This window comes from Salinispora sp. CH2A1_6 (assembly GCF_056820975.1).
Genome location: NZ_JBXEDG010000003.1, coordinates 276,511 through 299,453 on the forward strand (window position 1 = coordinate 276,511; position 22,943 = coordinate 299,453).

The 22,943-nt window shown below is 67.0% G+C and carries 19 protein-coding genes, 5 pseudogenes and 1 riboswitch; of the genes and pseudogenes, 13 read left to right on the forward strand and 11 right to left on the reverse strand.

Going from position 1 to position 22,943, the window contains the following annotated elements; genetic code table 11:
* Positions 1–70: 70 nt before the first annotated feature.
* Genes rpmB through rpsN form a run of 3 tightly spaced genes read left to right on the forward strand, consistent with a single transcriptional unit; the run spans position 71 to position 781 of the window.
* Positions 71–307: a 50S ribosomal protein L28 gene (gene rpmB / locus AC1UKG_RS06095; RefSeq protein WP_018814460.1), complete on the forward strand. Its 237-nt coding sequence runs from the start codon at positions 71–73 to the stop codon at positions 305–307.
* Complete coding sequence (gene rpmG, locus AC1UKG_RS06100) at positions 307–474, forward strand: 50S ribosomal protein L33 (protein WP_018814461.1); 168 nt, start codon at positions 307–309, stop codon at positions 472–474. Before rpmB ends, rpmG begins: the two co-directional genes overlap by 1 nt.
* A gap of 1 nt (position 475) precedes the next feature.
* On the forward strand, positions 476–781 hold the full coding sequence (gene rpsN / locus AC1UKG_RS06105) for a 30S ribosomal protein S14 (protein WP_026271482.1): 306 nt from the start codon (positions 476–478) through the stop codon (positions 779–781).
* 637 nt (positions 782–1,418) lie between these two features.
* Here rpsN and AC1UKG_RS06110 read toward each other — a convergent pair.
* Complete coding sequence (locus AC1UKG_RS06110) at positions 1,419–3,347, reverse strand: tetratricopeptide repeat protein (RefSeq protein WP_482643005.1); 1,929 nt, start codon at positions 3,345–3,347, stop codon at positions 1,419–1,421.
* A 932-nt stretch (positions 3,348–4,279) separates the two neighbouring features.
* Between AC1UKG_RS06110 and AC1UKG_RS06115 the strand changes: the two genes are divergently transcribed.
* Positions 4,280–4,729 carry a hypothetical protein gene (locus tag AC1UKG_RS06115; RefSeq protein WP_026271483.1) on the forward strand — a complete coding sequence of 150 codons (450 nt, stop codon included), beginning with the start codon at positions 4,280–4,282 and terminating at the stop codon, positions 4,727–4,729.
* Between the two features lie 205 nt (positions 4,730–4,934).
* A complete protein-coding gene (locus tag AC1UKG_RS06120) occupies positions 4,935–5,288 on the forward strand; it encodes an ADP-ribosylation/crystallin J1 (protein ID WP_482643004.1) in 354 nt (117 codons plus the stop codon).
* 172 nt (positions 5,289–5,460) lie between these two features.
* Here the strand turns inward: AC1UKG_RS06120 and AC1UKG_RS06125 are convergent, their stop codons facing one another.
* On the reverse strand, positions 5,461–5,889 hold the full coding sequence (locus AC1UKG_RS06125) for a class I SAM-dependent methyltransferase (RefSeq protein WP_482643003.1): 429 nt from the start codon (positions 5,887–5,889) through the stop codon (positions 5,461–5,463).
* 442 nt (positions 5,890–6,331) lie between these two features.
* Between AC1UKG_RS06125 and AC1UKG_RS06130 the strand changes: the two genes are divergently transcribed.
* A complete protein-coding gene (locus tag AC1UKG_RS06130) occupies positions 6,332–7,048 on the forward strand; it encodes a response regulator transcription factor (RefSeq protein ID WP_026325338.1) in 717 nt (238 codons plus the stop codon).
* 11 nt (positions 7,049–7,059) lie between these two features.
* Positions 7,060–8,434 (forward strand): annotated as a pseudogene (locus tag AC1UKG_RS06135) (HAMP domain-containing histidine kinase).
* 88 nt (positions 8,435–8,522) lie between these two features.
* Here AC1UKG_RS06135 and AC1UKG_RS06140 read toward each other — a convergent pair.
* Positions 8,523–9,695, reverse strand: coding sequence for an acyltransferase family protein (locus AC1UKG_RS06140; RefSeq protein ID WP_482643002.1), 1,173 nt, complete (start codon positions 9,693–9,695; stop codon positions 8,523–8,525).
* A gap of 544 nt (positions 9,696–10,239) precedes the next feature.
* On the opposite strand from AC1UKG_RS06140, the gene AC1UKG_RS06145 reads away from it, so the two are divergent.
* A complete protein-coding gene (locus tag AC1UKG_RS06145; RefSeq protein ID WP_155244492.1) occupies positions 10,240–10,377 on the forward strand; it encodes a hypothetical protein in 138 nt (45 codons plus the stop codon).
* Complete coding sequence (locus AC1UKG_RS06150) at positions 10,371–11,003, forward strand: DsbA family oxidoreductase (RefSeq protein WP_018744387.1); 633 nt, start codon at positions 10,371–10,373, stop codon at positions 11,001–11,003. The genes AC1UKG_RS06145 and AC1UKG_RS06150 overlap by 7 nt, the downstream gene beginning before the upstream one ends.
* A gap of 61 nt (positions 11,004–11,064) precedes the next feature.
* Here the strand turns inward: AC1UKG_RS06150 and AC1UKG_RS06155 are convergent, their stop codons facing one another.
* Positions 11,065–13,854 (reverse strand): WD40 repeat domain-containing protein, encoded by a 2,790-nt coding sequence (locus tag AC1UKG_RS06155; RefSeq protein ID WP_482643017.1) that lies wholly within the window; start codon positions 13,852–13,854, stop codon positions 11,065–11,067.
* A 12-nt stretch (positions 13,855–13,866) separates the two neighbouring features.
* On the opposite strand from AC1UKG_RS06155, the gene AC1UKG_RS06160 reads away from it, so the two are divergent.
* Positions 13,867–13,989: a hypothetical protein gene (locus AC1UKG_RS06160; protein ID WP_482643016.1), complete on the forward strand. Its 123-nt coding sequence runs from the start codon at positions 13,867–13,869 to the stop codon at positions 13,987–13,989.
* Positions 13,990–14,472: 483 nt separating this feature from the next.
* Here the strand turns inward: AC1UKG_RS06160 and AC1UKG_RS06165 are convergent.
* From AC1UKG_RS06165 to AC1UKG_RS06175, 3 pseudogenes are all read right to left on the reverse strand, one after another.
* Positions 14,473–14,730: pseudogene (locus AC1UKG_RS06165) on the reverse strand (helix-turn-helix domain-containing protein); the annotation flags it as partial.
* A gap of 686 nt (positions 14,731–15,416) precedes the next feature.
* Positions 15,417–15,526: pseudogene (locus tag AC1UKG_RS06170) on the reverse strand (GNAT family N-acetyltransferase); the annotation flags it as partial.
* A gap of 42 nt (positions 15,527–15,568) precedes the next feature.
* Positions 15,569–16,042, reverse strand: a pseudogene (locus AC1UKG_RS06175) (SIR2 family NAD-dependent protein deacylase); the annotation flags it as partial.
* Between AC1UKG_RS06175 and AC1UKG_RS06180 the strand changes: the two are divergent.
* Positions 15,993–16,280, forward strand: a pseudogene (locus AC1UKG_RS06180) (hypothetical protein); the annotation flags it as partial. The pseudogenes AC1UKG_RS06175 and AC1UKG_RS06180 sit on opposite strands and share 50 nt — an antisense overlap.
* Positions 16,281–16,851: 571 nt before the next feature.
* Here AC1UKG_RS06180 and AC1UKG_RS06185 read toward each other — a convergent pair.
* From AC1UKG_RS06185 to AC1UKG_RS06195, 3 genes are read right to left on the reverse strand one after another with little or no spacing between them, the layout of a single operon-like run.
* Positions 16,852–17,259 carry an NUDIX domain-containing protein gene (locus tag AC1UKG_RS06185; protein ID WP_482643001.1) on the reverse strand — a complete coding sequence of 136 codons (408 nt, stop codon included), beginning with the start codon at positions 17,257–17,259 and terminating at the stop codon, positions 16,852–16,854.
* The gene (locus AC1UKG_RS06190) at positions 17,247–17,747 is read right to left on the reverse strand and encodes a YunG family protein (RefSeq protein ID WP_482643000.1); all 501 of its coding nucleotides are present in this window, start codon (positions 17,745–17,747) and stop codon (positions 17,247–17,249) included. Before AC1UKG_RS06190 ends, AC1UKG_RS06185 begins: the two co-directional genes overlap by 13 nt.
* A complete protein-coding gene (locus tag AC1UKG_RS06195) occupies positions 17,741–18,205 on the reverse strand; it encodes an imine reductase family protein (RefSeq protein ID WP_482642999.1) in 465 nt (154 codons plus the stop codon). The genes AC1UKG_RS06190 and AC1UKG_RS06195 overlap by 7 nt, the downstream gene beginning before the upstream one ends.
* A 71-nt stretch (positions 18,206–18,276) precedes the next feature.
* On the opposite strand from AC1UKG_RS06195, the gene AC1UKG_RS06200 reads away from it, so the two are divergent.
* On the forward strand, positions 18,277–18,501 hold the full coding sequence (locus AC1UKG_RS06200) for a hypothetical protein (protein ID WP_029123528.1): 225 nt from the start codon (positions 18,277–18,279) through the stop codon (positions 18,499–18,501).
* Positions 18,502–18,587: 86 nt separating this feature from the next.
* Positions 18,588–18,664, forward strand: a riboswitch (S-adenosyl-L-homocysteine riboswitch).
* Positions 18,665–18,729: 65 nt separating this feature from the next.
* A complete protein-coding gene (gene metH, locus AC1UKG_RS06205) occupies positions 18,730–22,305 on the forward strand; it encodes a methionine synthase (protein ID WP_018744394.1) in 3,576 nt (1,191 codons plus the stop codon).
* 115 nt (positions 22,306–22,420) lie between these two features.
* On the opposite strand, the gene AC1UKG_RS06210 is transcribed toward metH, so the two are convergent.
* Complete coding sequence (locus AC1UKG_RS06210) at positions 22,421–22,870, reverse strand: hypothetical protein (RefSeq protein ID WP_018744395.1); 450 nt, start codon at positions 22,868–22,870, stop codon at positions 22,421–22,423.
* Between the last annotated feature and the right edge of the window lie 73 nt (positions 22,871–22,943).

The window sequence follows — 22,943 nt, forward strand, 5'->3', positions numbered from 1 at the left end:
TGCCCGACGGTGGATGTCAAACTGAAAACCGTTGTCGTTACCGTTTGAGTCTCATCGAGGAGCGAGCACTGTGTCCCGACGTTGTGACGTCACCGGCGCGCAGCCGAGCTTTGGCAACGCCGTGTCCCATTCCCACCGGCGTACCCGACGCCGCTGGAACCCGAACCTGCAGAGCCATCGCTACTGGCTGCCGTCGGAGCGGCGGTGGGTCAGTCTCACCCTGACCGCAAAGGCACTCAAGACCGTGGACCGCAAGGGCATCGAGAAGGTTGTCGCCGAGCTGCGCGCCCAGGGAGTGAAGCTCTGATGGCCCGCCAGACCGACATCCGTCCCATCGTGCGGCTGAAAAGCACCGCCGACACCGGCTACACGTACGTCACCCGCAAGAACCGCCGCAACGACCGGGACCGGCTGGTGCTGCGCAAGTACGACCCGATCGTCCGCCGGCACGTCGAGTTCCGCGAGGCGCGCTGACATGGCCCGCAGGAGCTTGCGTAACCGGCAGGCCCGCCGGGAGGAGCTGGTCGCCCGGCATGCCGACCGCCGGGCGGAGCTGAAGCGGCTGATCGCGCACCCGGACACCGACCCGGCCGTCCGCGCCGACGCCGTGCGTCAGCTGGCCCGCCTACCCCGAGATTCGAGCCGGGTTCGGCTGCGCAACCGGGACGTGGTCGACGGTCGCCCGCGTGGTGTGCTGACCCGCTTCGGGTTGTCCCGGGTCCGGTTCCGGGAGATGGCGTTGCGCGGCGAACTACCAGGCATCCGCAAGGCGTCCTGGTGACGGTTGCCCGCACCGGTCCGGCGCGCCACCCGCTCTGCCGGCATCGCCCGCTCAGCGTCACCTCTGGCGTCACGGCCTCGCTCGCGTGTACCGGCGCTGCCATCACCTCCGGCGTCAAGACCTGGACCGTCGACGTCTGTCCTTGACACCACTTTCGGCGCCAGCGGCTGAACGCAGGCGTCCGTCGGGGTGCAAGCGGTGGACCCGGCCGGCGGGCGAGCTCACCGCCCACCCGGTCCGTGCGCCGGCCGGCCACCGTAGGGATTGGTCGGCTGCTGCACCTGCCGCAACGACTCGACCTGGATGTACGGGATCTCCCTATCAGGTCGATCGGACCGCCGATTTCGGGCACCCACTGTTCGACGCCGTAGTGGGTGAACAGCGGTACCGCCGAACTGGTTGCCGTAGAACGCGCGGTGGGGTTCGCCGACCCACGACGGCAGAGAACCCGCGACGTGGATCGCGAAGCGTCGCGAGAAGAGGGCTGGCCATGTGAACACCACCTATCGGGAACGGCCGGCCTGCACCCACCAACTGCACATGAGGTGGGTCGCGCCATCAAATACAGCTCGCCTGATCCCCGGTTCTGCGAGTTGTGGTGTCCGGCCTGTGGGTACCCGTCAGCCTGGCAGTGGTCTCAGCGTTTCGGTGACGCACACCTGGTACTGCGAGCTGCGTCGACGTGAGCCTGCCAGTATGACAGCGCCAAGCGCATGACCAGGACTTCGAAGTGGTCGGCGCCGAAGACTCGGGCATAGTCATCGAGCAGCGTCTGGCAGGTGTCGGCAGCACCTTCTACGTCACCTTCCTCGCCGATGGTGAAGGCGAAATTGAGCCGGGTGGCGAGGGTGCGTGGGTGGTCCGGGCCGAATACTCGCGTGTATTCCTCGACAAGTTCATGGAATCCGGTGGATCCGTCGAGGGGTATTCCGGATTCATGCTGAACGCACAGAAGGTTGTTGCGGGTGCCCAGCGTGGTGGGGTGGTCGGGGCCGAATATCCGGGTTTGCGCTGCGAGGACCTGGTGGTATACCTCGTTCGCCGCGTCGAAGTGACCGGCATCTCCGTGCCAATCAGCCAAGGATTCCTGCACGCCGAGCGTGACTGGATCGTCTGGTCCGAGGATGCGGCGGCAGTCGCCGAGCAGCTCCTCGAATCGGGCCAGGGTATGCTCTGGATAGTCGTGGTCGGCGTTCCGTTTCACGACTTCACAGCGGGCGACCAGGGTATAGGGATGTTCCGGGCCCATGATGCGCACACAGTCGTCGAACAGTTTCCCGTAGGCCGCAGCTGTACGTGGATCATTCTCTTCCATGGCGGCGGCGAGATGTCGGCGGGTGGTAAGCGAATCGGCATGATCAGCCCCGATCAGGCGGGTCTGTTTGGTGAGAAGCTGTCGCAGTATGGCGTTCGCAGCATCGTGGTTCCCCGCTTCGACGAGACTGTCGGTTGTGCGGAAGTACAGGGGGTGAGTGCGGGGTTCGATCAGGGATGCGCGCGCCGTCTCGAAGAGGACGAGCGCGTTGGCGCGCAGTATCTGTTCGTGTAGTCGATCAGGCTCGACCGCTGGCCAGATCTCCAGCAGCGCGTCGGCGGCGATCCAGGGCAGCACGTCCAGGCTGTCTGCATCCAGGTCATCGCGAATGGCACGCTGGATCAGCACATGCGTGTGTACCAGGGAAGTGCGCTGGTTGCAGGTGATCAGGTTCAGCCGATCGAGAGTGTGCAGGACATTGAGGATGTCACTTTCCTGCCCGAGTTCGCCTTCCAAGGTTATGTAGTCGAGGGCAGGCCTACTCGTAAAGAAAGCCAATGGGATCGCCTCGGGTTGCAGGACGCAGGCAAGGTTGAGGACGGAATGTGCCATGCCGGGCGGGCCGGCCTTGTCGGCCGTTTCGATCGACAGCGTCCAGGTCGCGGCGAGCGCCGTCCGGTGGTTGTCCGGAAGTCCGTCCGCAGGCGGGACCACATCGGCGAGGCGGAGGCTCACGTCACTGAGCCTGCGTCGATAGGCAACGCAGTCCAGATCGCGGTCGCGGATGAAGGCGGCAGCCTGTGCCAGGGCGAGCGGAAGGTGGTCCAGGTCTTTGGCCAGGGCGACGGCATGCTGGCGTTGAACGGGCTTGCCGACGGCGCGCCTGAGATATGCCACGGACTCGTCGGTGGTGAACAGGTCGACGGTGATCAGGGTGCGGTCTCCTGAGCCGAGCACGGCATCGCGGCGTCGGGTGGTGACGACGGTCCGGCCATGCGTATTCATAGGAGGCCACCAATCGGCAGCATCGCCAGGATTGTCGAGTTTATCCCAAACGATTAGCCAGTTTTGATCGGCGTGCTCCAGCCATGCCATCAGCTGGTCGGCCGCCTGTCGCGGATGGGCATGGTCGTTGACTAGTGCCAGGGCGGCTGCGGCCTCTGCGTACGCCGTGATGATCGAGTCTTGGCCGCATACGGGTATCCAGACCAGCAGCTTCAGGTCACCGCGGCTGGCAGCCTGACGGGCGAAAGCTGCGGCAATCTGGGTCTTGCCGACCCCACCCAGCCCCGAGAGTACCTGCGTAGGCACGGGGTTCCGACTGCGCCATCGAGCGCCGGTCTGACCGAGCAGATCGGGCCGCTGTTGAAACCAGGCTGGCTCTGGGGGAATCCGACCGATTCGGACTGACGTCTGCCGTCGCACTCTTCGCCTAAGCCATGCGGTGCGGCCTGCGACCGTGGCAGGAACGACGACCGCCATCACCGCAGCGATCCATGAGGCGCGCTCGAGTACGTTCCAGCTGAGTGCGGCCCGGGCATTCGCCAGTAGAAGCTGCCCCCACACCACCGTCACCGTCACCAGGACTGCGACAACAGTCACTGCAGCAGTCAGGCAAGCCAGGCGCCGTACGCGGGCGCCGGAGCACCGAATCATGCAGCCATGGTCGCAGTGACTCACAAAAGCCTGTCCGCGGCTGTCCACGCAAACACCTCAGCTGTTGGATCCAACTCCGAGCGCGCATGGGTTGGGCGCGGAATGTCGTCAGCCGCCGGTCCTGTGGTGCATGACTCCGTCGGCGTATGATCGGCGCCCGTCGTTGATCAGCATGAGCGCGAGGTGCTGGAGCTCCGCGGGCTGCCCGGCCATGCCGCGACGATCGCGCCCCCGGTGCCCTGTCGGTCACCCGCCACCCCGAACGCCACCGCATCTCCCGGCGTTTGCCGTATGTCAATCAGTTCGTTCCAGCGGTGGGCCGGCGGCACGTTCGGGTTCGTAGGTGGCGTCGCGCCGCGGCGCCGGTTCAGAGATGCCCGCTCGAAGTCGGCCACGGTGGTGGACTTGGCCGTCTCGGCGTGGACCGTGTCCAACCGCACCGTGTGCCGCCTGAGGGCGTGCCCACGCATTTGATACATGAGATTCAGTCGGATTCATGACGTTGGCGATTGTCGGCAACCACGTATTCAAGTCGTACGATGGCCAGTAGTCCGGCAACACAATGGTCTCCGTGGTGGGGAGGATCAATGCCGCTCGTATTTCACAAAAACTACCGGAAGGTGGACCCGTTCCGGCAAGCGCACCCAGGGGTGGACGTCCAGGGTGATGGGTTCTTCGATGACGTGAGCAAAGAAGAGCTGCAAGGGATCATTGACCAGACGAACAACAGCCTCAAGAGGCGAGTTCTCGAATTCAACGACCCTGATCCAGCGAGAGCTGACAGGTATAAAGCAATGGCAGCTGCTTTGCTGAAAGCTGCCGACTCCAGAGGCGAGGGCCCCGCTATTGAGGTGGTGTGGGGAATTCACCAGGAAGTCACCGCCGAGGCGCGGGGCGGAGGGAGGAAAGCTTTCAAGCACTTCACCGTCCGAGATCCCTCGGGGAGGCAGTGGCATCTGTATGTCGACGACAGAGTGCGGACCATCACGTACCTGACTCCGAAACGGAGCGTAGCTGTGAAGGTGGCGAACGTCTAAGACGAAGGTCTCGTCGACCACCTTGGCGTCGTCGCCCGCGCGCATCCTCCGAAGCTGACCTGCGCTGTCAGCAGTGGCCGGCCGGCGGCAGCGCTGAGCCCCCGGCGTTCGGCTTCGATTGACCGGTACGACAACGAAGGCGGAATTGGCTGGTCCACGCCGTGGGCCAGCCGGTACCGTTCGCCCGCCAGGAAGGAGTGCCGCGATGGCCGGGACGACGACTCTGTGGCGGCCGACCGGCCCCGAGGAGTTGGACCTCGCGCGCGCTTCCGGCTGGAAAGCGTGGCCGCCGCGGCTGCCCGACCAGCCGATCTTCTACCCGGTCCTTAGCGAGCAGTACGCGATCATGATCGCCCGGGACTGGAACGTGCCCGTCTCCGGCGTCGGTTACGTGACCCGGTTCGAGGTCGCCCGCGCGTTCGCCTCCCGCTACCCGGTCCGGCAGGTCGGCGGCCGCGACATCCTCGAGCTGTGGGTGCTGGCTGAGGAACTCGACGAGTTCAACCGGCACATTGTTGGGCTGATTAAGGTGGTCCACGAGTTTCGGCCAGGCGGCTGAAGGAGACTTGGCGACGGTGAAAGAGGGATGAGATCTTGCGCCGCTACGGTCTGCATCAGTCGCGGAACACCTCCATCAGATCCGCGACGTGGTCACGGCCCAGGCCGAGGTTGAGCGGCAGAGCCAGGGTTACGGCGACACGGAGTGATGAGGCTCTGCTGCGTCCAGCTGGTCAACGTCGGCGTGATGAGCGACGCCTGCCGACGATGCCGAGCAGTCCGGGCACTGGTCCGGTCATCTTGTACTCGGTCACCTGGAGCAGTTGGAGGCCGGCTCCGGTGACCGCGTCGAGCAGCTCCGTCAGGGTGCGGTGCCGCACCCCGACCGGGGCCGGATCCCGACGCCGAGCCCGGGCCCGGTGAACGTCACCGACCCCCTGGCCGTAGCACCCGGCGGGCCTCGGCCACGACGGCGGCCGAGTCGCCCACGTCGGTGTGGATGAGGTGGCGACGGCCACATCGAGGCTCTCACCGGCGATCGGCAGCGTGGCGCCGTTGCCCGCCACCACCGGCAGTTGGGCGCGGGCATGGCGAAGCTGGCCCAGGGACAGGTCGATGCCCGCCACCGTCCAGCCGAGCGCCTCCAGCATGGGGGCCTGCACGCCGGGTCCGCACCCAATGTCGAGGCAGCGCCCGGGGTCCCGGGCCGACCAGGTCGGCGAGGGCGGCGCCAATGTCCAAGGTGTACCAGGCGGCTGGACCGCGCACGTACTCCGCGTACCAGTCGGCGCGTGCGGCGTAGCTCGCGTCCTGCACGATCGCATCGTCGCACGGCTACCTGCAGGCCGGGACGGGCCCGCCGCCACGGCGGGGAGCGGCGTGCCGCAACGGCCGGGGGAGCGGTGTGCCGCCACGGCGGGCTCGTACGGTGTCCAGGACGCGGACGCGGACGCGGCCGCGGCGGGTGGCGTGATCGGTGACCGCAGGACGCACAGTCTGGCGCCGGTCAGCGCAGGGGTGGCGAAGACTGGCCAGCGCAGGGGTGTTGAAGAGGAAGGCCTGGTGGAATGTGGGGGTCCGGTGCGGTGGCTCCGGTCGGACGAGATGTGGCACAGTCCGGTGGTGTCCGTGCCCACCGTCCTCCTCGTCGAGGATGATCCCGCCATCCGCCGCGCCGTCGAGCAATCCCTGCTGCTCGAGGGCTACCACGTCGTCGCCATGGGTGACGGCCTCGAGGCGATTGCTGCGGTCCGCCGGGACAACCCGGACTTACTCGTCCTGGATGTGATGATGCCCGGCCTGGACGGCCTCACGGTCTGCCGGGTCCTGCGGGCACAGGGCGACCGAACCCCGATCCTCGTGCTCACTGCACGAACCCAGGTCTCCGACCGGGTTGCGGGGCTCGACGCCGGCGCGGACGACTACCTCGTCAAGCCCTTCGAGCCGGACGAACTCCTGGCCAGGCTGCGCGCCCTGTTGCGTCGGGCGGCCCCGGGCATCGGCCCGGACAGCCCTGCCAGCGACCAGCTGACAGCAGCCGGGGTACGGCTCGACCTGGCAGCGCGCCGAGCATGGCGGGGTGGTGCGGAGATTGTCCTGTCGCGGACAGAGTTCGACCTGCTCGAACTACTGATACGTAACTGCGGGGTGGTGCTGGACCGCACCACGATTCACGACCGCATTTGGGGCTACGACTTCGGCACTGGTTCGAAGAACCTGAGCGTCTTCATCAGCTACCTGCGGCGCAAGCTGGCCCGCCCGGGCGCACCCGAGATCATTCACACGGTCCGGGGAGTCGGGTACACGCTCCGCGAGTCATGACTCTGCGCGACATGACCCGCCCCAGCTTGCGGCTGACCTTCTCCCTGCTGTTCGCCACGGTCGCGGCGCTGGTCGCCGTCGGTGTCGGCGCGCTGAGCTATGGTCAGGCGTCCGGGTTGATCTGGCAGGAGACCGACGACGACTTCGACCGGGCGGCGGAGGCCGTGGCGGAGCTGACGATCGACGCCGGTGATCTGACGCCGGAGGACCTGGTCGAGCTGGACGACGACCTCGGCATTGATCTCGGTGACGTCCTCGCTGGATCCGACACGCTCATCGGCCAGATCCTCGGACCCGGAGGGCAGGTCGTTGACGAGGGCCACCCCCAGCCGCTTCCGGTGTCGGACGCGGACCGGGCGGTGGCCGCGGCCGGGGATCCGGGGCACACCCGGAGCAGCGAGGCCCAGCTGGATCACACCCGGGTACGAATTATCACGGTCGCGCTCGGCGGCGGGCGCGGAGCGATCCAGGTGGCGCAACAGCTCAGCGAGGTGGACTCGCTACTCACGAGCCTCAGGACCAGAATCACGGCGGTCGGCGTCGCGATCTCGCTGGCGGCCGGGGTGTGTGGCTGGTTCGTGACGACTCGGGTGACCCGCGGCCTTGTCCGACTGACCAGGGTGGCGGAGGAGGTAACCGTCACCGGACGACTGGATCTTCCCGTGCCTGCGGGCGGGCGAGACGAGGTCGGCCGCCTCGGCAGGGCCTTCGACCGGATGCTGGGTCAGCTCGCCCGGTCCAGGGACGCCCAGCAACGGCTGGTGCAGGAGGCAGGCCATGAGCTTCGCACCCCACTGACCAGCATGCGGACCAACATCGCCCTGCTGCACCGGTTCGACGAACTGCCCCTGGCCGCCCGCGGTCCACTGCTGACCGACCTCACGATGGAGTCCAGGGAGTTGATCAAGCTGGTCAACGAGCTGGTGGAGCTTGCGACGGACACCCGAGAACTGGAGGCGACCGAGCGCGTTGAGCTCGCGGAGATCGCGGGAAGGGTTGCCCAGCGTTTCCGTACCCGATCCAGCCGGGAGATCCACGACGCAGGCCGACACTACCGTCGTCACGGGCCGGCCACAGGCCCTGGAACGAGCCCTTACCAACCTGGTCGAGAACGCCACCAAGTTTGATTCCTCCGGGGCCCCGGTGGAGATCGTGATCCACCGGGGCCGGGTTGAGGTGCGGGACCGCGGACCCGGGATACCAGACCTACCCGAAGGGCGGCTCTTCGACCGGTTCTACCGAGCTCCCGAGGCCCAGGGCATGCGCGGCTCGGGGCTGGGCCTGGCGATCGTCCGAGATGTGGTGACCGCTCACGGCGGGGCGGTCTTCGCGCGCAACCGCGACGGCGGGGGCGCCACGATCGGCTTCGACCTGCCGCGGCGCTGAACCGATCACCTGGCGCTCACAGCCCAACCTCGGTCCTGATGATGCGTGGCTGCCCCGCGGCCCCTCTGAGCCGTCGGTCTGCGGACCTTCACGCACGCGCCGGGGGCCGTTTCCTGCCCCCGCCCAGCAGCGAGGGACGTCTGCGGGCAGCCAGATCCTCGACCCAACCGAACGCACACGCCGCGACCAGGACCAGCGAGAACTCCACGCAGATCATGGCCACCACCTCCGGCACGGGCCATCCGGCGAACAGGCCGTCCTCACTCAGCCACCACACCAGAGGCAGCAACGGGTAGTGCCATAGGTAGATGGTCACCGCCCGGGAGTTGATCCGTTCGGTCAGCCCCCGGAGTGGGGCGACCCGGTCGATCAGCCCGGCACCCGGCCGGAAGCGCAGCAACACCAAGGCGAATGCGAGTGACAGCAGTGTATTCAACACCAGGCTGTCATAGAGGCTGAGCGAGCTGAATTCGATCTCTTGCTCGGCCCGGTAGGTCCACCACAAGCCTACGGCTGTCAGCCCGGCGGCCAGGAGCACGGTGGCCCAGGCGCTGATGCGGGACAACAGACCGTCGTGGTGGGCGAATCCCACAAGCCAGCAGGCCAGGTAGACGACGAAGCTGCTCAACAGCCCTTCCGAGCCCGTCAGCATCGAGCTCAGGATCCCCTCACCCCCGACGGCTGACAGGTCGAGGGCAACCACCCCGCACACTGCCACCGCCAGCACCGCCCAGGGACTCAGGCGGAAGATGCGCAGCAGCAAAGGCGAGAGCAGGACGAACCACAGGTACGCGCGCAGATACCACAGCACGCCGGTGAAGCCGCCACCCAGCTCGGACTCACCGACGGGCGGGTCACCCACCGGCAGGAGCCAGAAGAGGTACTGCCACGTTGGGCGGAACGGCGCATCCGACCCGTGTGCCTCCCACCACATCAACGGCAGGGCAACCGCCGCCACCATCCACAGCGGGGGTAGTAGCCGACGCATCCTGCCCCGAATGACGGTCGTGAAACCCTTTCGGCGGTCGAGGGACGCAGCCATCATCGCTCCACCGAGCGTGAACATGATGCCCATAGATGGAAAGGCCAGTGTCATCCAGGGCGCCCCGGCGGTGTGTAGCACCACCACGCGAACGATGGCGACGGACCGCAGGAGGTCGAGGTAGCGGTCTCGTCCCAGGGCTGGCAGGGCCGATGAGGTGGCACCGTTTGCCCCCTCATCGCCGGTCGACGGAACAGCGTTTCTCCTGGTGTTGAGCAACAGACGTCTTCCTCACTCGGTGAACCACAAAGGTGGTGACGCACCGCCGGAAGCGGTGGGTCGGAGGTGCGCAGCTTCGGCAGGCCTCACGATGGCAGCGCAAGGTAAAGGCACGTCTGGAAAAGGGCAAGAAGCAGTCAAGAACCGGCCAGCGAACCCGCCCTGGCCAGCGTCACCAATCAGTACGGGCACGACGAGCCAGCTGGCATAGCCGGGCACCTGCTCCGGTGCCTGCACTGCGCCGTGCCGCTGTCCCGAGGAGCGCAGCCGGCAGCCCAGCCTACGAGGACCGTGGGACGAGCCGATTCCTGGCGGGATCGCGGCGACGTTCGGCATCGCGCACTGGGAAGGCTTCCCGTCCGGGTGGACCGGGGTCGGACTGTCCATGGTGTATGGCGCGATGCTCGGCATCATCCGGCACCGGTCGGCCGCGGCGCCGCCCGGTGTGGAAGCGCTGGCGGTGTCACACCTGGCCACGACCGGCCATCGAAGACGAGATTGGTTGGCTTGACCTCAAGTAGGGTTGAGCTTTTAACCTGGCCCGGTGACTGACTCCCGAACGGGTAAGACGGTGGGCCGGACGATGCGGGCGGTGGTCTTCGACCAGCACGGCCCGCCCGAGGTGCTGCCCGTGCCCGAGCCGGCCCGAACCAGATCCGGGAGAGGAACAGCAGCGTGCTGACCGTGGAGATCTGGTCCGACGTGATGTGCCCGTGGTGCTATCTCGGCCGGCTGGGCTGGCAGGCCGCCCGGTCCCGGCTTCCGGCTGCCGCGGACGTCCGGACCGTCCACCGCGCCTTCGAGCTGCGGCCTCAACTGCCGCCGGGCCAGGGGCGTCGGCTCGTGGACATCATGACCGATGACTGGGAGATGTCGCCGGCCGAGATCGAGGACGTCTTCGACCGGATCCGTACCATTGGCGCGCCCTACGGAGCGGTGCTGCGCCCGGAGATCGTGCGGCCGGTCAACACCTTCGACATGCACCGGGTGGTGCAGTTGGCACAGCACACCGGCCGGGTCGAGCCGCTGCTTGACCGCCTCTTCGACGCGTACCATGCCCGGTCGGCCGACCTCTCCGACCACGCCGTGCTGCGCGAGCAGGCCGAGGCCGCAGGCATGGACGGCGAACACGTCACCGTGGTGCTGACCGGCGACGGGTACGCCGACCGGGTCCGCGACGACGAGCAACTCGCCCGTCAGGTGGGCGTCCGGTCGGTGCCGTCGTTCCGGTTCGCCGGTGGACCGCCGGTCTCGACATGGGACCCGGAATGGCTTCGCGGACAGCTGACCGCCGGTCTTGCCGGGTGACGGCCACCCGCTGACAGCGCCCATGGCCGGGCCCGGCGCGGAATTCTCCTGCTCTGCCCACCTAGCGCTGAACTGTGGTTGGCGCGATGCTGAAAATCGAACTGCCGCTTGCGACGAAGATCCGACCGTCGTGTCCAGCGGTGAGGGCGGTCACCACATCGACCACGTCGGTGACGAATACGCCGTCTGCACAAACTGCGGCCACCTGTACCGTCGCATCGCGACCCCCGCTGACTACGACGAGGTCATCGTCGATGTACGTGGTCGCGACATCGAGCACCTCGCCGTGATGTTCTCTCAATTTTTCCCGCGCGACCCCGGTCAGCGGATCGACGAGCAGCACCTGCCCGTCGTGTCCGCCGGTGACCACGACATCTTGACCTCGGAGCGACCCGGTAGCGACCGTACACAGTCGTCCAGCGGCTTCCGACAGGTCACTCAGTTGAGCCCCGGTCGTAGCATCGAAGACGCGACAGATGAAATCATCACCCAAGACGGCCACGAAACCACCGGCTTTGGATCTTCCGGTGGCCATCTCCCGCGCGGAGGAGGGGATGCGGCAAATTTGATTTCCCGCCGAGGCGTCTAGCACCCGCACGCTGCCGTCATTAGCGCCGACTGCGAGAACGTCTCGGCCGTCTACTGTCCCGAGAGCGAGAGCCTTCACGCAGTACCAGCTCTCATCACTCCAGTCGGCGATCTCGTCGTGCGTCACTGCATCGAAGACCTGGAGCGAACCGGCGGAGCCGCCGCAGACGATGACGTCACGATCCGCGACTCGACCGGCCGCCAGACTCATGTGCGAACGTATGCCTGGCAGCGGAGGGCCGACCAGCCGGCCGGTGTCCGCATCGAAGATCCGTACATCGTCGCCAGCGGACACCACCATTGTTCGCCCGTCAACGAGCACCGCCGCCACCGCTTCTACCTTGGCCTGGTGCCCAGTCTGTGGGGTACCCGGGGTCGCCATCAAGCTGAGGTCGTGAACGCGCACCATGGCGTCCAGGCTGCCGGACACGACCACCCCACGTCCGCCAACCGAACCTACGGCGAGGCCCGCCACCGCGCCCGTGTGCCCGCTGATCGTGCGTGCCACCGTGCCTGTGCCGAGGTCGATCAGGTCGATGCTGCCGTCCGTATAGGCGGCCAACACGAAGACGCGGTCATCAACGGTGGCGACGCATGTCGTCATCGCGTAGTGGCCGAGTGTGCGGACCCGCTCGCCAGTAAGCGGGTCGTGCAGTAGAACCGGACCCATGCCGCTGGTAACGACCAGCTCGTGGTTGTTTAGACGGGTGAAAGATATCGCGTTCACGCCATCCTCGACATCGCAGGGAAGCTCGTGAATTGTGGTGCGATCGTGACCATCGATTAGCACGACGCCGCTGCGTGCTGAGTATGCGATCACATCGCGCTTACCGACGCGACCGATGGAGACCGCCGCAGAAGGAGGCAGTTCATCCGGCACTCGGTACACGGTCCGACCGGACATCGGATCGAGTACCAGGAGTCCGCTATCGTCGCCGACGACCACCACGTCGAGGTCGCCTATCCGGCCTAGCGCGAGCGGGCCGGTACCGCTGGCCAGTACCGAACTTGAGGTCAGAGTGTCGGCGAGGCGGACCTGGCCGTTCCCTACCGTCACCACGACATCGTGACCAGCCACCATACCGACGGTGACGGCGTCTACTCCGCCCGGGTGCTCGGGCAGTTCGGCCAGCAGGCGGCCGCTGGCAGCGTCGGCGATGTGCACCGCTCCATTGGCGTCGCCGCTGACAATCACCGTCCGCCCCGTGAACCTTCCGATCGATACGACTACGCCTTCCCCCGAATGCCCACCGATCACCTGATGAGGGGTACCGAGGGAGTGCGCCCATCCGATTCGGAAGAAGTCGGCGGTCAGTGACTCCATCGAGGCCAGCAGGCGAGGCAAACCAAGGTGGGCTGCGCCGAGTGCGAAGAGGCGTGCCCGGCGCTGCGGAGAGAGCGCCCTCGCATCGGTCGCCTGTCGCAGAACCGTTGCAATGGGTGCGACCTCCGGCGTCGGGTCCACCGGCAGTAGCGACAGCAGACGGTCGAGGTCCGCCACTGTCAGGAACTGGGAGTCATTGAGCAGCACCGGCAACAGTCCGGCCGCATCAGCGTGGTCGGCGGAATGGCTTCGTCGATAGGCGTCGGCATGCTTCCACCTCCACTCGCAGCCCGGAGTGGGGCGCAGAGTCGACAGCAGAGCTTGCTCGTCGCGACGTGGATCGTCCTGCTGACGGAGCAGCTCATCGTTGAGCGCCTGGTGAAAGAGCCGGATGGTGCGGTCACCGCCGGCGGTCTCGCTGTACTCCAGATACGCGGACGCAGGCGAGTGCAACAGGTCCTGAACGTGCATCCGGGTAACCGGATCGCCCAACGCCACGGTGAACGCTATCCAGCGTCGCTCGTCGATTCCGCCCCCGCGAGCGTAGGCCAGCGAAGTCAAGAGTGCCCGCGTCATGGCTCGCTGCGGGCTCGGCAGGGTGTCGAGGTACTTGGTGATCGCTTCGCCCACCGTCGAGGGGACCGCAGTAGGGTCAAATCCCAGGTCCGCCGGGTCGACTGTCCGGTCGCGCCAACCGAGTTCAGTTGCCCCTAATGCCGCCACCAGGTGGTTGCTTCCGGCGCGTTCGGCGACGACCGCTGCGAGGCGGTCAGTTAGCGCCGAATCCGCCCGGTAGTCGGCCCAACAGCCGCCCGGCAGATCCTGAGTGAGCACAGCGGTAGCGAAGGCCCGAAGCCCGGCAGAGTCGAAGTAGGCATCCGCGTCCAGATCGATCAGATTGACGCTTTCCGCAGAGCTGGCTCCCAGGCTGTGCAGCACAGTGCCAGAGGCATGGCGGTCTCGCCCGCCCAACGCGCGGGTGGCTACGACTACGCGCAGTCGTGGCAGCTGGGCCAAGCCGACCAACAGATCAGTGATCGCTCTACGGTCGGCGTCCGTGGCGGCCTCGTCTAGGGCGTCGACTGCGACCCGGAGGGGCGTGCCGCCCACGTCACCTAGGGCGTGCAGCAGATCAAGAGTGCTGCCAACCTCGGGGAGACCGGCGAGTGGGGCCAACGCTTTGCGGATCTCGGCTGCATTGAGGCCACGAGCGTGGACCGCCGCGCCACGGCTAGTGTGGTCCCCGTCCAGACGCAACACCGCGCGACCCAGTAGGGCCGACTTGCCGCTGCCCGGCTGCCCCGTAACCACCAATGGTCGTCCCGGTGACCGTGCCGCGGTCAACCACACGGACACCTTCGAGAGCGCGGCGTCTCGACCACGGAACAGATCAGTGTTGGCCAACCCGCTACGGTGCCCGCAGGCACGGTGGATGAAGTGCCCGCGGGCCTCTACCGACATGACCCAACTGGATGGTGAAGCCGTCTGCGGGACCGCGGTGCGGCTTGGGTAGATCCCCCGACGCTTGGCCAGCCACGGACCATGCTCTTGCTGCGGTAGCCCGCAGCCGGACAGGAAGCCTCGCAGCGCTTTCTCGGTGACCGTTCTTCCGTTTATCAGGTTCGAGGCCGTGCTGCGAGAGATGCCCAGCCCGGCCTGGTGGCTATGCCGGGCCACCCTGTCGATGGAGGCACCGCGCGTGGTCATCAACCGCCGCAGACAGTCTCCGAACTGCCTCGGATCTTGCACGTGGTCCAACCAGGCAGGCAAATCCCGTTCGTCCGCTTGACTCACCGCATGCTCCCTGCCCGTCACCGCCGCTCATGGAACTCGTCCAGGGTAGGGCTCGGAGGCGATCGAGGTGCCGGTGACCAGCGGTGGGGATGGTCATCGTCCAATCATGTCCACGCTCCTTTCCGTTGGACTGATGGACCCCGAGCGTGGTAGTCGCCGACAGGCTCCGGCCGTCGTACGGCTAACACGAAACGGAAAGGGCATCACCATGACTACGTTCGCAGTGCGTGGCTTCTGGCTGGCCTGGGGCCTGTTGTTGAGCCTGATCATCGGCATGGCCGGGGGCGCATTTGGCTATCTCAGTGGTGCCCATGCCGCTTCCGCGACCATGACGGGGGCGGCCACGTTTTCGGCAACGCTGACGCTCATCCTGCTGATCATCGGCTTTCTCACCCTCGGACACGAACCACCCAACGGCGGGTGCCAAGATCCACTTCGGCGTGCACCGTATGTGTTGTGTCGTTGCAGGTTAGCTCGGGTCGGAGGAGCCGGTACAGGGCGAGCTTCTGCGCAGGCTCAGCCTCGTTGAGCGCTGCTGCGATGTCGTCAACTCGGCTCTTTCGGGTGATGGCGACAGATAGCCCGCGCTCATGTCCTGGCTTGGCAGCCCAGCCGCAGCGGTAAACTCCGCCACCCGAAATGAGGGCTTGATTCACGTCATTCGGCCGCAACCCTGTGGCAGCACAGGCGTGCTCAGCTTCGGGCGACCGGTCGTTGTCGAGACGGGAGTGGAGGTGCATGTCGTGCCATTCGTCGGTGCGGCGGGCCTCGGCGCGTTAGTGCCTCTCACCGAGGAGCCGGCGTACTGTGCGACTCGGCTGGCGGGACCAGGCAGCCGGACGCCGAGTTCTCTCCTGAGTTACCGCCGCGCGGCTGCGACCAGGGTCGGGAGGACCTGTGCGGCGGTGCCGCGCAGGTTGATGGCGGCGATCCGGTCAAGTGGGGTCGGCTGTGGGTTGACCTGGATTACGGTGGCGCCCGAGCTCGCCGCGATCCGGGGTATCTCGGCGGCGGGGTACACGACCCCGGAGGTGCCGACCGTCAGCAGCACGTCGCAGGCGGTGGCGACTTCGGCCGCTGTGGTCAACGCGGCCTCGGATAGTGCCTCACCGAACCACACCACGCCGGGGCGGACGAGTGCCTGGCAGGAGGCGCACCGGGGCGGCGAGACGCGGCGGCCTTCGTGCGGCTCTGTTGCCTCGCCGTCGGGTGGGTCCGGGAAGGTTGCCGGGTGAGCAGCCGCTGTCACGCAGTGGGGTGTGAAGAGGCTGCCGTGCAGGTGGATCGCGGCCTGGGTTCCGGCGCGCTCGTGCAGGTCGTCTACGTTCGTCTGGGTGGTCCAGCTCGGCATGATCGCCTGCGCCGGGATTATACCGCTGGCGCTGATCTGCGGGCCGCTCCGGCAGATCCCGTGGTTCTGGACAATGGTGGACCTTTTCTTTGCTGTTGGAGCATTCCCACCGTTGTGGTCCGCGTACCGGCACATCCGGGCGATCGAGGCGCAGCAGGCCAGGCCGGCCAGCCCGACTCACTCGTTGACGTCCGAGACCTCCGGGGCGGCGCGGCCGTAGCGGCAGACAGCCGCCTATCGGGCGTGGCCAAGTTAGTGCCTGCTCGGGACAAGGCGCTGCCGCCTCCTCGCCGCTCCACAGGCGCGCGGTCTGCTCAATAAAGAGCGGGTTGCCGCCAGTCTGCCGGTGTACTCGATCGGCCACGTCCGCGGTGACGTCGACTCCGGCCATGCGACTGATGAGCTCGCCGACCTGTGGCGGTGGCAATCCGGTGAGGGCAATCACCGTGGACCGGCCGGTCAGCTGTCCGACGAGGTGCCGCACCGGTGTCGTCCGAGCCTCCACCTCGTCGTCGCGGTAGGTGCCGATCGTAAGGATCCGCTCACGGCCCCTATTGTGTCGCGTGGCGCCGCGTGCGACGCCCAGGTCGCGGTTCTGGATCACCCTGACCTGGGTAATCTGCACGTCACCAGCCCCATCCGAGGTTAGCCGGAATCGTCCGTACCGTCGAATGTAACGCCGTCTGCTTCCGGCGCGGGCACGCCATCTGTGGCGATGCCAGCGAGACCGGCGTAAGCGGCTCGGTACCTTTCATAGCCGCGCAGGGCACCCCGCTGGGCTGAGCGAGCGATTATAGTTGATCGGTGGATGTCGATTCGGCCACGCCGGTGACAAGCCGGTGCAATACGGCCGCTGCCATTGGGCTCAGGTCCACCTCGGGTAGTTCCGCGATCGGCACGAACCGCATTGGGCGGCCCTCGCCGAGCATGATCGTCGTCTCCGCGGTGGTGCCGGTGAAGGCGTGCAGTTCGACGGCCGAGGCTGCGCCGGTCAGATCCGGGCGTAGGTCCTGCCCAATCGGGTGAAGGCTCGCGGTCAGGCCGGCTTCCTCGGCCAATTCCCGGACGGCGGCTAGCGTTGGAGTTTCGCCGGCCTCGGCGTGCCCGCCAGGGAGCGCCCACTGGCCGGGCTCGGCCGCCGCGCGCGGATCGCGGAGTTGAAGCAGCACCGCACCGGTCGGATCAGTCAGCGCGACCACGGCGATGCGGATCGGCGGTCCACCCGGCCGAGTGGGCGAGTCGTCGGCGGGTGCTTCGCTGCGTGCCGGCCTGGGAGATCGGGACGGTCGACACTCAGTCTCGGGTGATGGTCGGCCAGTGTGCTGAGCACCCGGTGCCGGAGTAGCTCGTATTGACCGCGGCAGCGATTGAGCGGTGTTCCAGGTGGGCGGCGGCGGATCGCGCCGCCGGTGACGATCTCACCGGGGTGGAACTGCCCGATCGTCAGGTCGACGTCTGTGCCATCGGGGAGCTTGTTCCACCAGTGGTAGCCGGTCTTCACGCCCTCGACGTGGACCTCGCCCAGGACCAGCTCACCGCCCAGCAGATCCTGGGCTACGAGTGTGGTTGTTCCGCACTGGCCTCGGGCCGGGTTTCCAGGCCGCCAGTCAGCCAGGTCATGCGGGTCGCACGTGTCAGGACCCCAAGCCGTCTGGAACACGGACCGCAGCAGCTCTACGTTCACCATACCGGGACACTGTCGCAGGGGTACGACAGTTGATGTCGACGATGCGCAGCGTCTCTGTGCCGGTCGTGGCGGGCGCGGTGGCGGTGAGCGCCTGGGCCGTGGGATTGCGCAGGACCTCGAACACGGCGCCGCACCCGTCGTCCGCGTGCCCGCGACGGCTGGCCTGCTCCGCGCGCGTGCAGGAACTCCGGCAGCGCCGCGTCCACGCCCTGTGTCCGGCTCGCGTGTACCAGGTGCGCGATCGCCACCGCCTGCATTCCGAGCGTCGACTCGTTGTCCGGGTAGGCGCCGGTGTCCACCTGGCCGGCGAGGGTGGGCACCTCCGGCGAGATGACGTGCTCGAACCATGCCTGTGCGTACGGCAGGAAGCTTTCCGCGGGCACCTCTTCCGACGCGAGCAGCGCCGTGACCTGCATGAAGCCGGTCCACGTCGTCCACATCAGGCCGAGCAGCGCCACGTCGTACAGCGATGGCAGGCCCGCGTCGGAGCCGAGATAGGTCCCGCCACCCGCCTGCCGTCTCCGTATCTATGGCCGCTAGTTCCGCGCAGAGCCGTCCGTTCGACGACGCGCAGGCTCTCCGCGTCCGCGTCGAGGAGTTGGCCTCCGGTGACGCGCCCGGCGACCTGGGGATCGACCGCCGTACGGTCTCCGAGTCCGCCGCTCGGAGCCGGAAATCTGCCGCCGACGTGCGCGGAGTGACGGCGATGTGGCTCCGCCGCTACGTCGCCGGTGAAGGGCGGTGCTCGTCATGATCGGGCTTGCCGCGTGACCGCAGCAGCCAGCTGCCGACGCCTCACGGGGGACACTCAGGCGAGCGGGTCGGGTACTATCTGCGTGTTGGGTCGAGAGGCGCTGCGACGGGCGGAGCCCGCCACGCTCGGCCCTGAAGTTCTTCAACAAGGGCGCCTCCGAGCTTTGGAGGCGGCCGCGTGAGCGCGTTATCGAGCCAGAAGAGCGCGGCATCGTCGCTGCGACAGCTGATGTCGCAGCGGGTTCTGGTGTTGGACGGCGCCTGGGGAACGATGCTGCAGGCCGCGAAGCTCACCGCCGCGGACTATCGAGGCGACCTGATCGTCGACCATCCGCAGGACGTCAGCGGCGATCCCGACCTGCTCAACCTCACCCGGCCCGACGTCATTCTGGACGTACACCGGCAGTATCTGGCCGCCGGTGCCGACATCACCACCACCAATACCTTCACGGCGACGAGCATTGGCCAGGCCGACTACGGGCTCGAGTCACTGGTGCGGGAGATGAACGTTCAGGGTGCGCGGCTGGCCCGGCAGGCGGCGGACGAGTTCGGTAGCCGATTCGTGGCCGGCTCAGTCGGGCCGCTGAACGTGACGCTGTCGCTGTCGCCACGGGTCGAGGACCCGGCGTATCGCGCCGTCGACTTCGACGAGGTGCGCGCGGCGTACGCGGAGCAGATCTCGGCCCTGGCCGAGGGCGGTGTCGACCTCCTGCTGATCGAGACGATCTTCGACACGCTGAACGCGAAAGCGGCAATCGCCGCAGCTCGTGAGGTCGCGCCGCAGCTGCCGCTGTGGATTTCCGTGACCATCGTCGACCTCAGCGGCCGGACGCTGTCGGGGCAGACCGTGGAGGCTTTCTGGCGCTCGGTAGAGCGGGCCGATCCGTTGGTCGTCGGCGTGAACTGCTCGCTGGGGGCGGCCGAGATGCGCCCACACATCGAGGAGCTTTCCAAGATCGCTGGGACCTACGTGGCGTGTCACCCCAACGCCGGTCTGCCGAACGCTTTCGGCGGCTACGACCAAACGCCGGAGGAGACCGCCGGCCTGCTCGGCGAGTTCGCCGCGTCCGGCCTGCTCAACATCGCCGGTGGCTGCTGCGGTACCTCACCGGAGCACATCGCCCGGATCGCCGCCGCCGTGGCCGACACCCCGCCACGGACGGTTGCCGCCCGGCCCGAAGCCACCCGATTCAGTGGGTTGGAGCCGTTCGCGATCGGACCGGACACCGGGTTCGTGATGATCGGTGAGCGCACCAACGTCACCGGCTCGGCCAAGTTCCGTCGACTCATCGAGTCGGACAACTATCAGGGCGCGGTCGACGTGGCCCTGGAGCAGGTTCGCGGCGGCGCCAACCTGCTCGACGTCAACATGGACGCGGACCTGCTCGACAGCGAGCGCGCCATGACGACCTTCCTCAATCTTATCGCCACCGAGCCCGAGGTCGCCCGGATCCCGGTGGTGATCGACAGCTCGAAGTGGACGGTGCTCGAAGCCGGCCTCAAGTGCGTGCAGGGCAAGGCCGTGGTCAACTCCATCAGCCTCAAGGAGGGCACGGAGTCGTTCCTGGCACAGGCCCGCCGGATCCACGATTACGGCGCCGGCGTGGTGGTGATGGCCTTCGACGAGCACGGCCAGGCCGACACCACCGAACGGAAGGTGTCCATCTGCGCCCGGGCCTACGATCTGCTCGTCGAGCAGGTCGGGTTCGCGCCGGAGGACATCATCTTTGACCCGAACGTCCTCGCGGTCGCCACCGGCATCGCCGAGCACAACGGATACGCGAAGGCGTTCATCGACGCCCTCCCGCTGATCAAGGAGCGCTGCCCGGGTGCCCGCACCAGCGGCGGCATCTCCAACCTGTCATTCTCCTTCCGGGGCAACGACGTGGTTCGTGAGGCGATGCATTCGGCGTTCCTGTTGCACGCTGTCCGCGCCGGGTTGGACATGGGCATCGTCAACGCCGGCCAGCTCGCCGTGTACGCCGACATCCCCGCCGACCTCGTCGAACTCGTTGAGGACGTGATTTTCGATCGGCGCCCGGACGCCACCGACCGCCTGGTCACCTTCGCGTCGACCGTTACCGGTTCCGGGACGAAGCGGGCGGTCGACCTCTCCTGGCGCGAGGCGCCGGTGCACGAGCGGCTGTCATACGCGCTGGTCCACGGCATCGTCGACTTCATTGAAGAGGACACGGAGGAGGCCCGGCAGGGCCTCGCCCGACCCCTCAATGTCATCGAGGGTCCGCTGATGGACGGAATGAAGATCGTCGGCGACCTGTTCGGCGCCGGCAAGATGTTCCTGCCGCAGGTGGTCAAGAGCGCCCGGGTCATGAAGCGCTCGGTGGCCTACCTCGAACCGTTCATGGAAGCGGAGAAGGAGCAGGCCCGCCTGGAGGGCCGGATCGACCCGGGTCGCGGGCAGGGCAAGGTCGTGCTGGCAACCGTGAAGGGCGATGTGCACGACATCGGCAAGAACATCGTCGGCGTGGTCCTGGGCTGCAACAACTATGAGGTCATCGACCTGGGCGTGATGGTTCCCGCCGGCCGGATTCTGGACACGGCAGTCGCCGAGGGCGCCGACGCCATCGGCCTGTCCGGCTTGATCACGCCATCACTGGACGAGATGGTCACCGTCGGCGCCGAGATGCAGCGCCGCGGCCTCAAGGTGCCCCTGCTGATCGGCGGGGCCACGACATCGCGTCAACACACCGCCGTGCGCATCGCCCCCTCGTACGACGGCACAACCGTGCACGTGCTCGACGCGTCCCGGGTTGTCGGCGTGGTCTCCGACCTGCTCGACGACGGTCGGGCCCGCGAGCTGGACCGCGCCAACCGGGTCGAGCAGGAGCAGCTGCGCGAGGCGCACGCCAACCGGCACTCCCAGCCGATGCTCGGCTTGGCTGAGGCCCGCGCCAACCGCGAGCAGGTCGACTTCAGCGACCTGCCGACCCCGGCCTTCACCGGCTGGCAGACGGTCCAGCCCACCCTGCCCGAGCTGCGCGAGATGATCGACTGGCAGTTCCTCTTTCTGGCCTGGGAACTCAAGGGCAAGTTCCCGGCGATCCTGGATCAGCCGGTCGCCCGCGAGCTCTACGACGACGCCAACACCCTGTTGGACCAGATCACGAAGGACGACTCCTTCCAAGCCCGAGGTGTCTACGGCTTCTGGCCCGCGCACTCCGAGGGCGACGACATCGTCCTCGGCAACGGGGTACGCCTGCCGATGTTACGCCAGCAGACGGTAAAGCCGGCCGGCCGGAACAACCGCTGCCTGGCCGACTACGTGGCCCCCGAGGGTGACCACCTGGGTGGCTTCGCCGTGACGATCCACGGCGCGGATGCCCTGGCCGCGCACTACGAGGCCCAGCACGACGACTACCGCGCAATCATGGTCAAGGCACTGGCCGACAGGCTTGCCGAAGCCTTCGCCGAGTACATCCACCTGAAGGCCCGCCGCGACTGGTTCGAACCAGACGCCACGCCGGACCTCGCCGATCTGCACGCCGAACGCTTCCGGGGCATTCGTCCGGCGCTCGGCTATCCCGCCAGCCCGGACCACAGCGAGAAGCGGGACCTGTTCGACCTGCTGAAAGCCACCGACCTCGGCATCGGTCTGACGGAGTCCTTCGCGATGACGCCGGCAGCCAGCGTCAGTGGGCTGATTTTCGCCAACCCGGCGGCGAAATACTTCACCGTGGGCCGCATCGGCAGGGACCAGATCGAAGACTACGCCGCCCGCCGCGCCATCAGCGTCGTCGACGCCGAGCGGTGGCTGCGACCCAATCTGGCCTATGAACCGTCCTGACGGGGCATAGCGGCCAAACGGGGGTAGTGCCACCTCAACGAGCCCCTTCGTCGGGTACCGCACGAGTGGCCGGGGTAGCCGGACGAAGCAGAGATCACCGTATTATGCATTCCTGTCAGGGCGAGTGCGGACAGAAGATACTCGACGCCTCGTGACAGGGAACCAGCTGTGCGGGTTCCTGGTACGGGTCGGCTACCCAGTGCTGGGCTGGCCGTACTGGTCGCGCCTCGGCGAAGAACGGCTTCTCGCCGTCTCGGAGCAGTACCGTACCTCCACGCTCTGGGCTGGAGTCATGATAGGTCGCCTCGATCTCCCATTCGCAGGACTCCTCCCACACCAGTGCCTCCACCCTTAAGCCACCTGGTGACATGCCACCGCCGAGATCGATTTTCCGATTCTTGAAGTAGGGATCGCCCTGATCGCTGGCCTCGTCCATCACGTAGGGAATTGGATCGTGGCTACTGAGATCGAACATGACCCCCTCGTAGGTGGCGCCACCCTGGGGAGGGAGTTCGACGATCACCTGCGCGTTGGAGGGCTGGCATGACACATTGATTGCGCGCATTCTGGTTATTGACAGTGGAGTGCTCCTTTCGCTGAAGAGGTTGAGGTGAAAGACTGTGGCGTTCCCACTCACA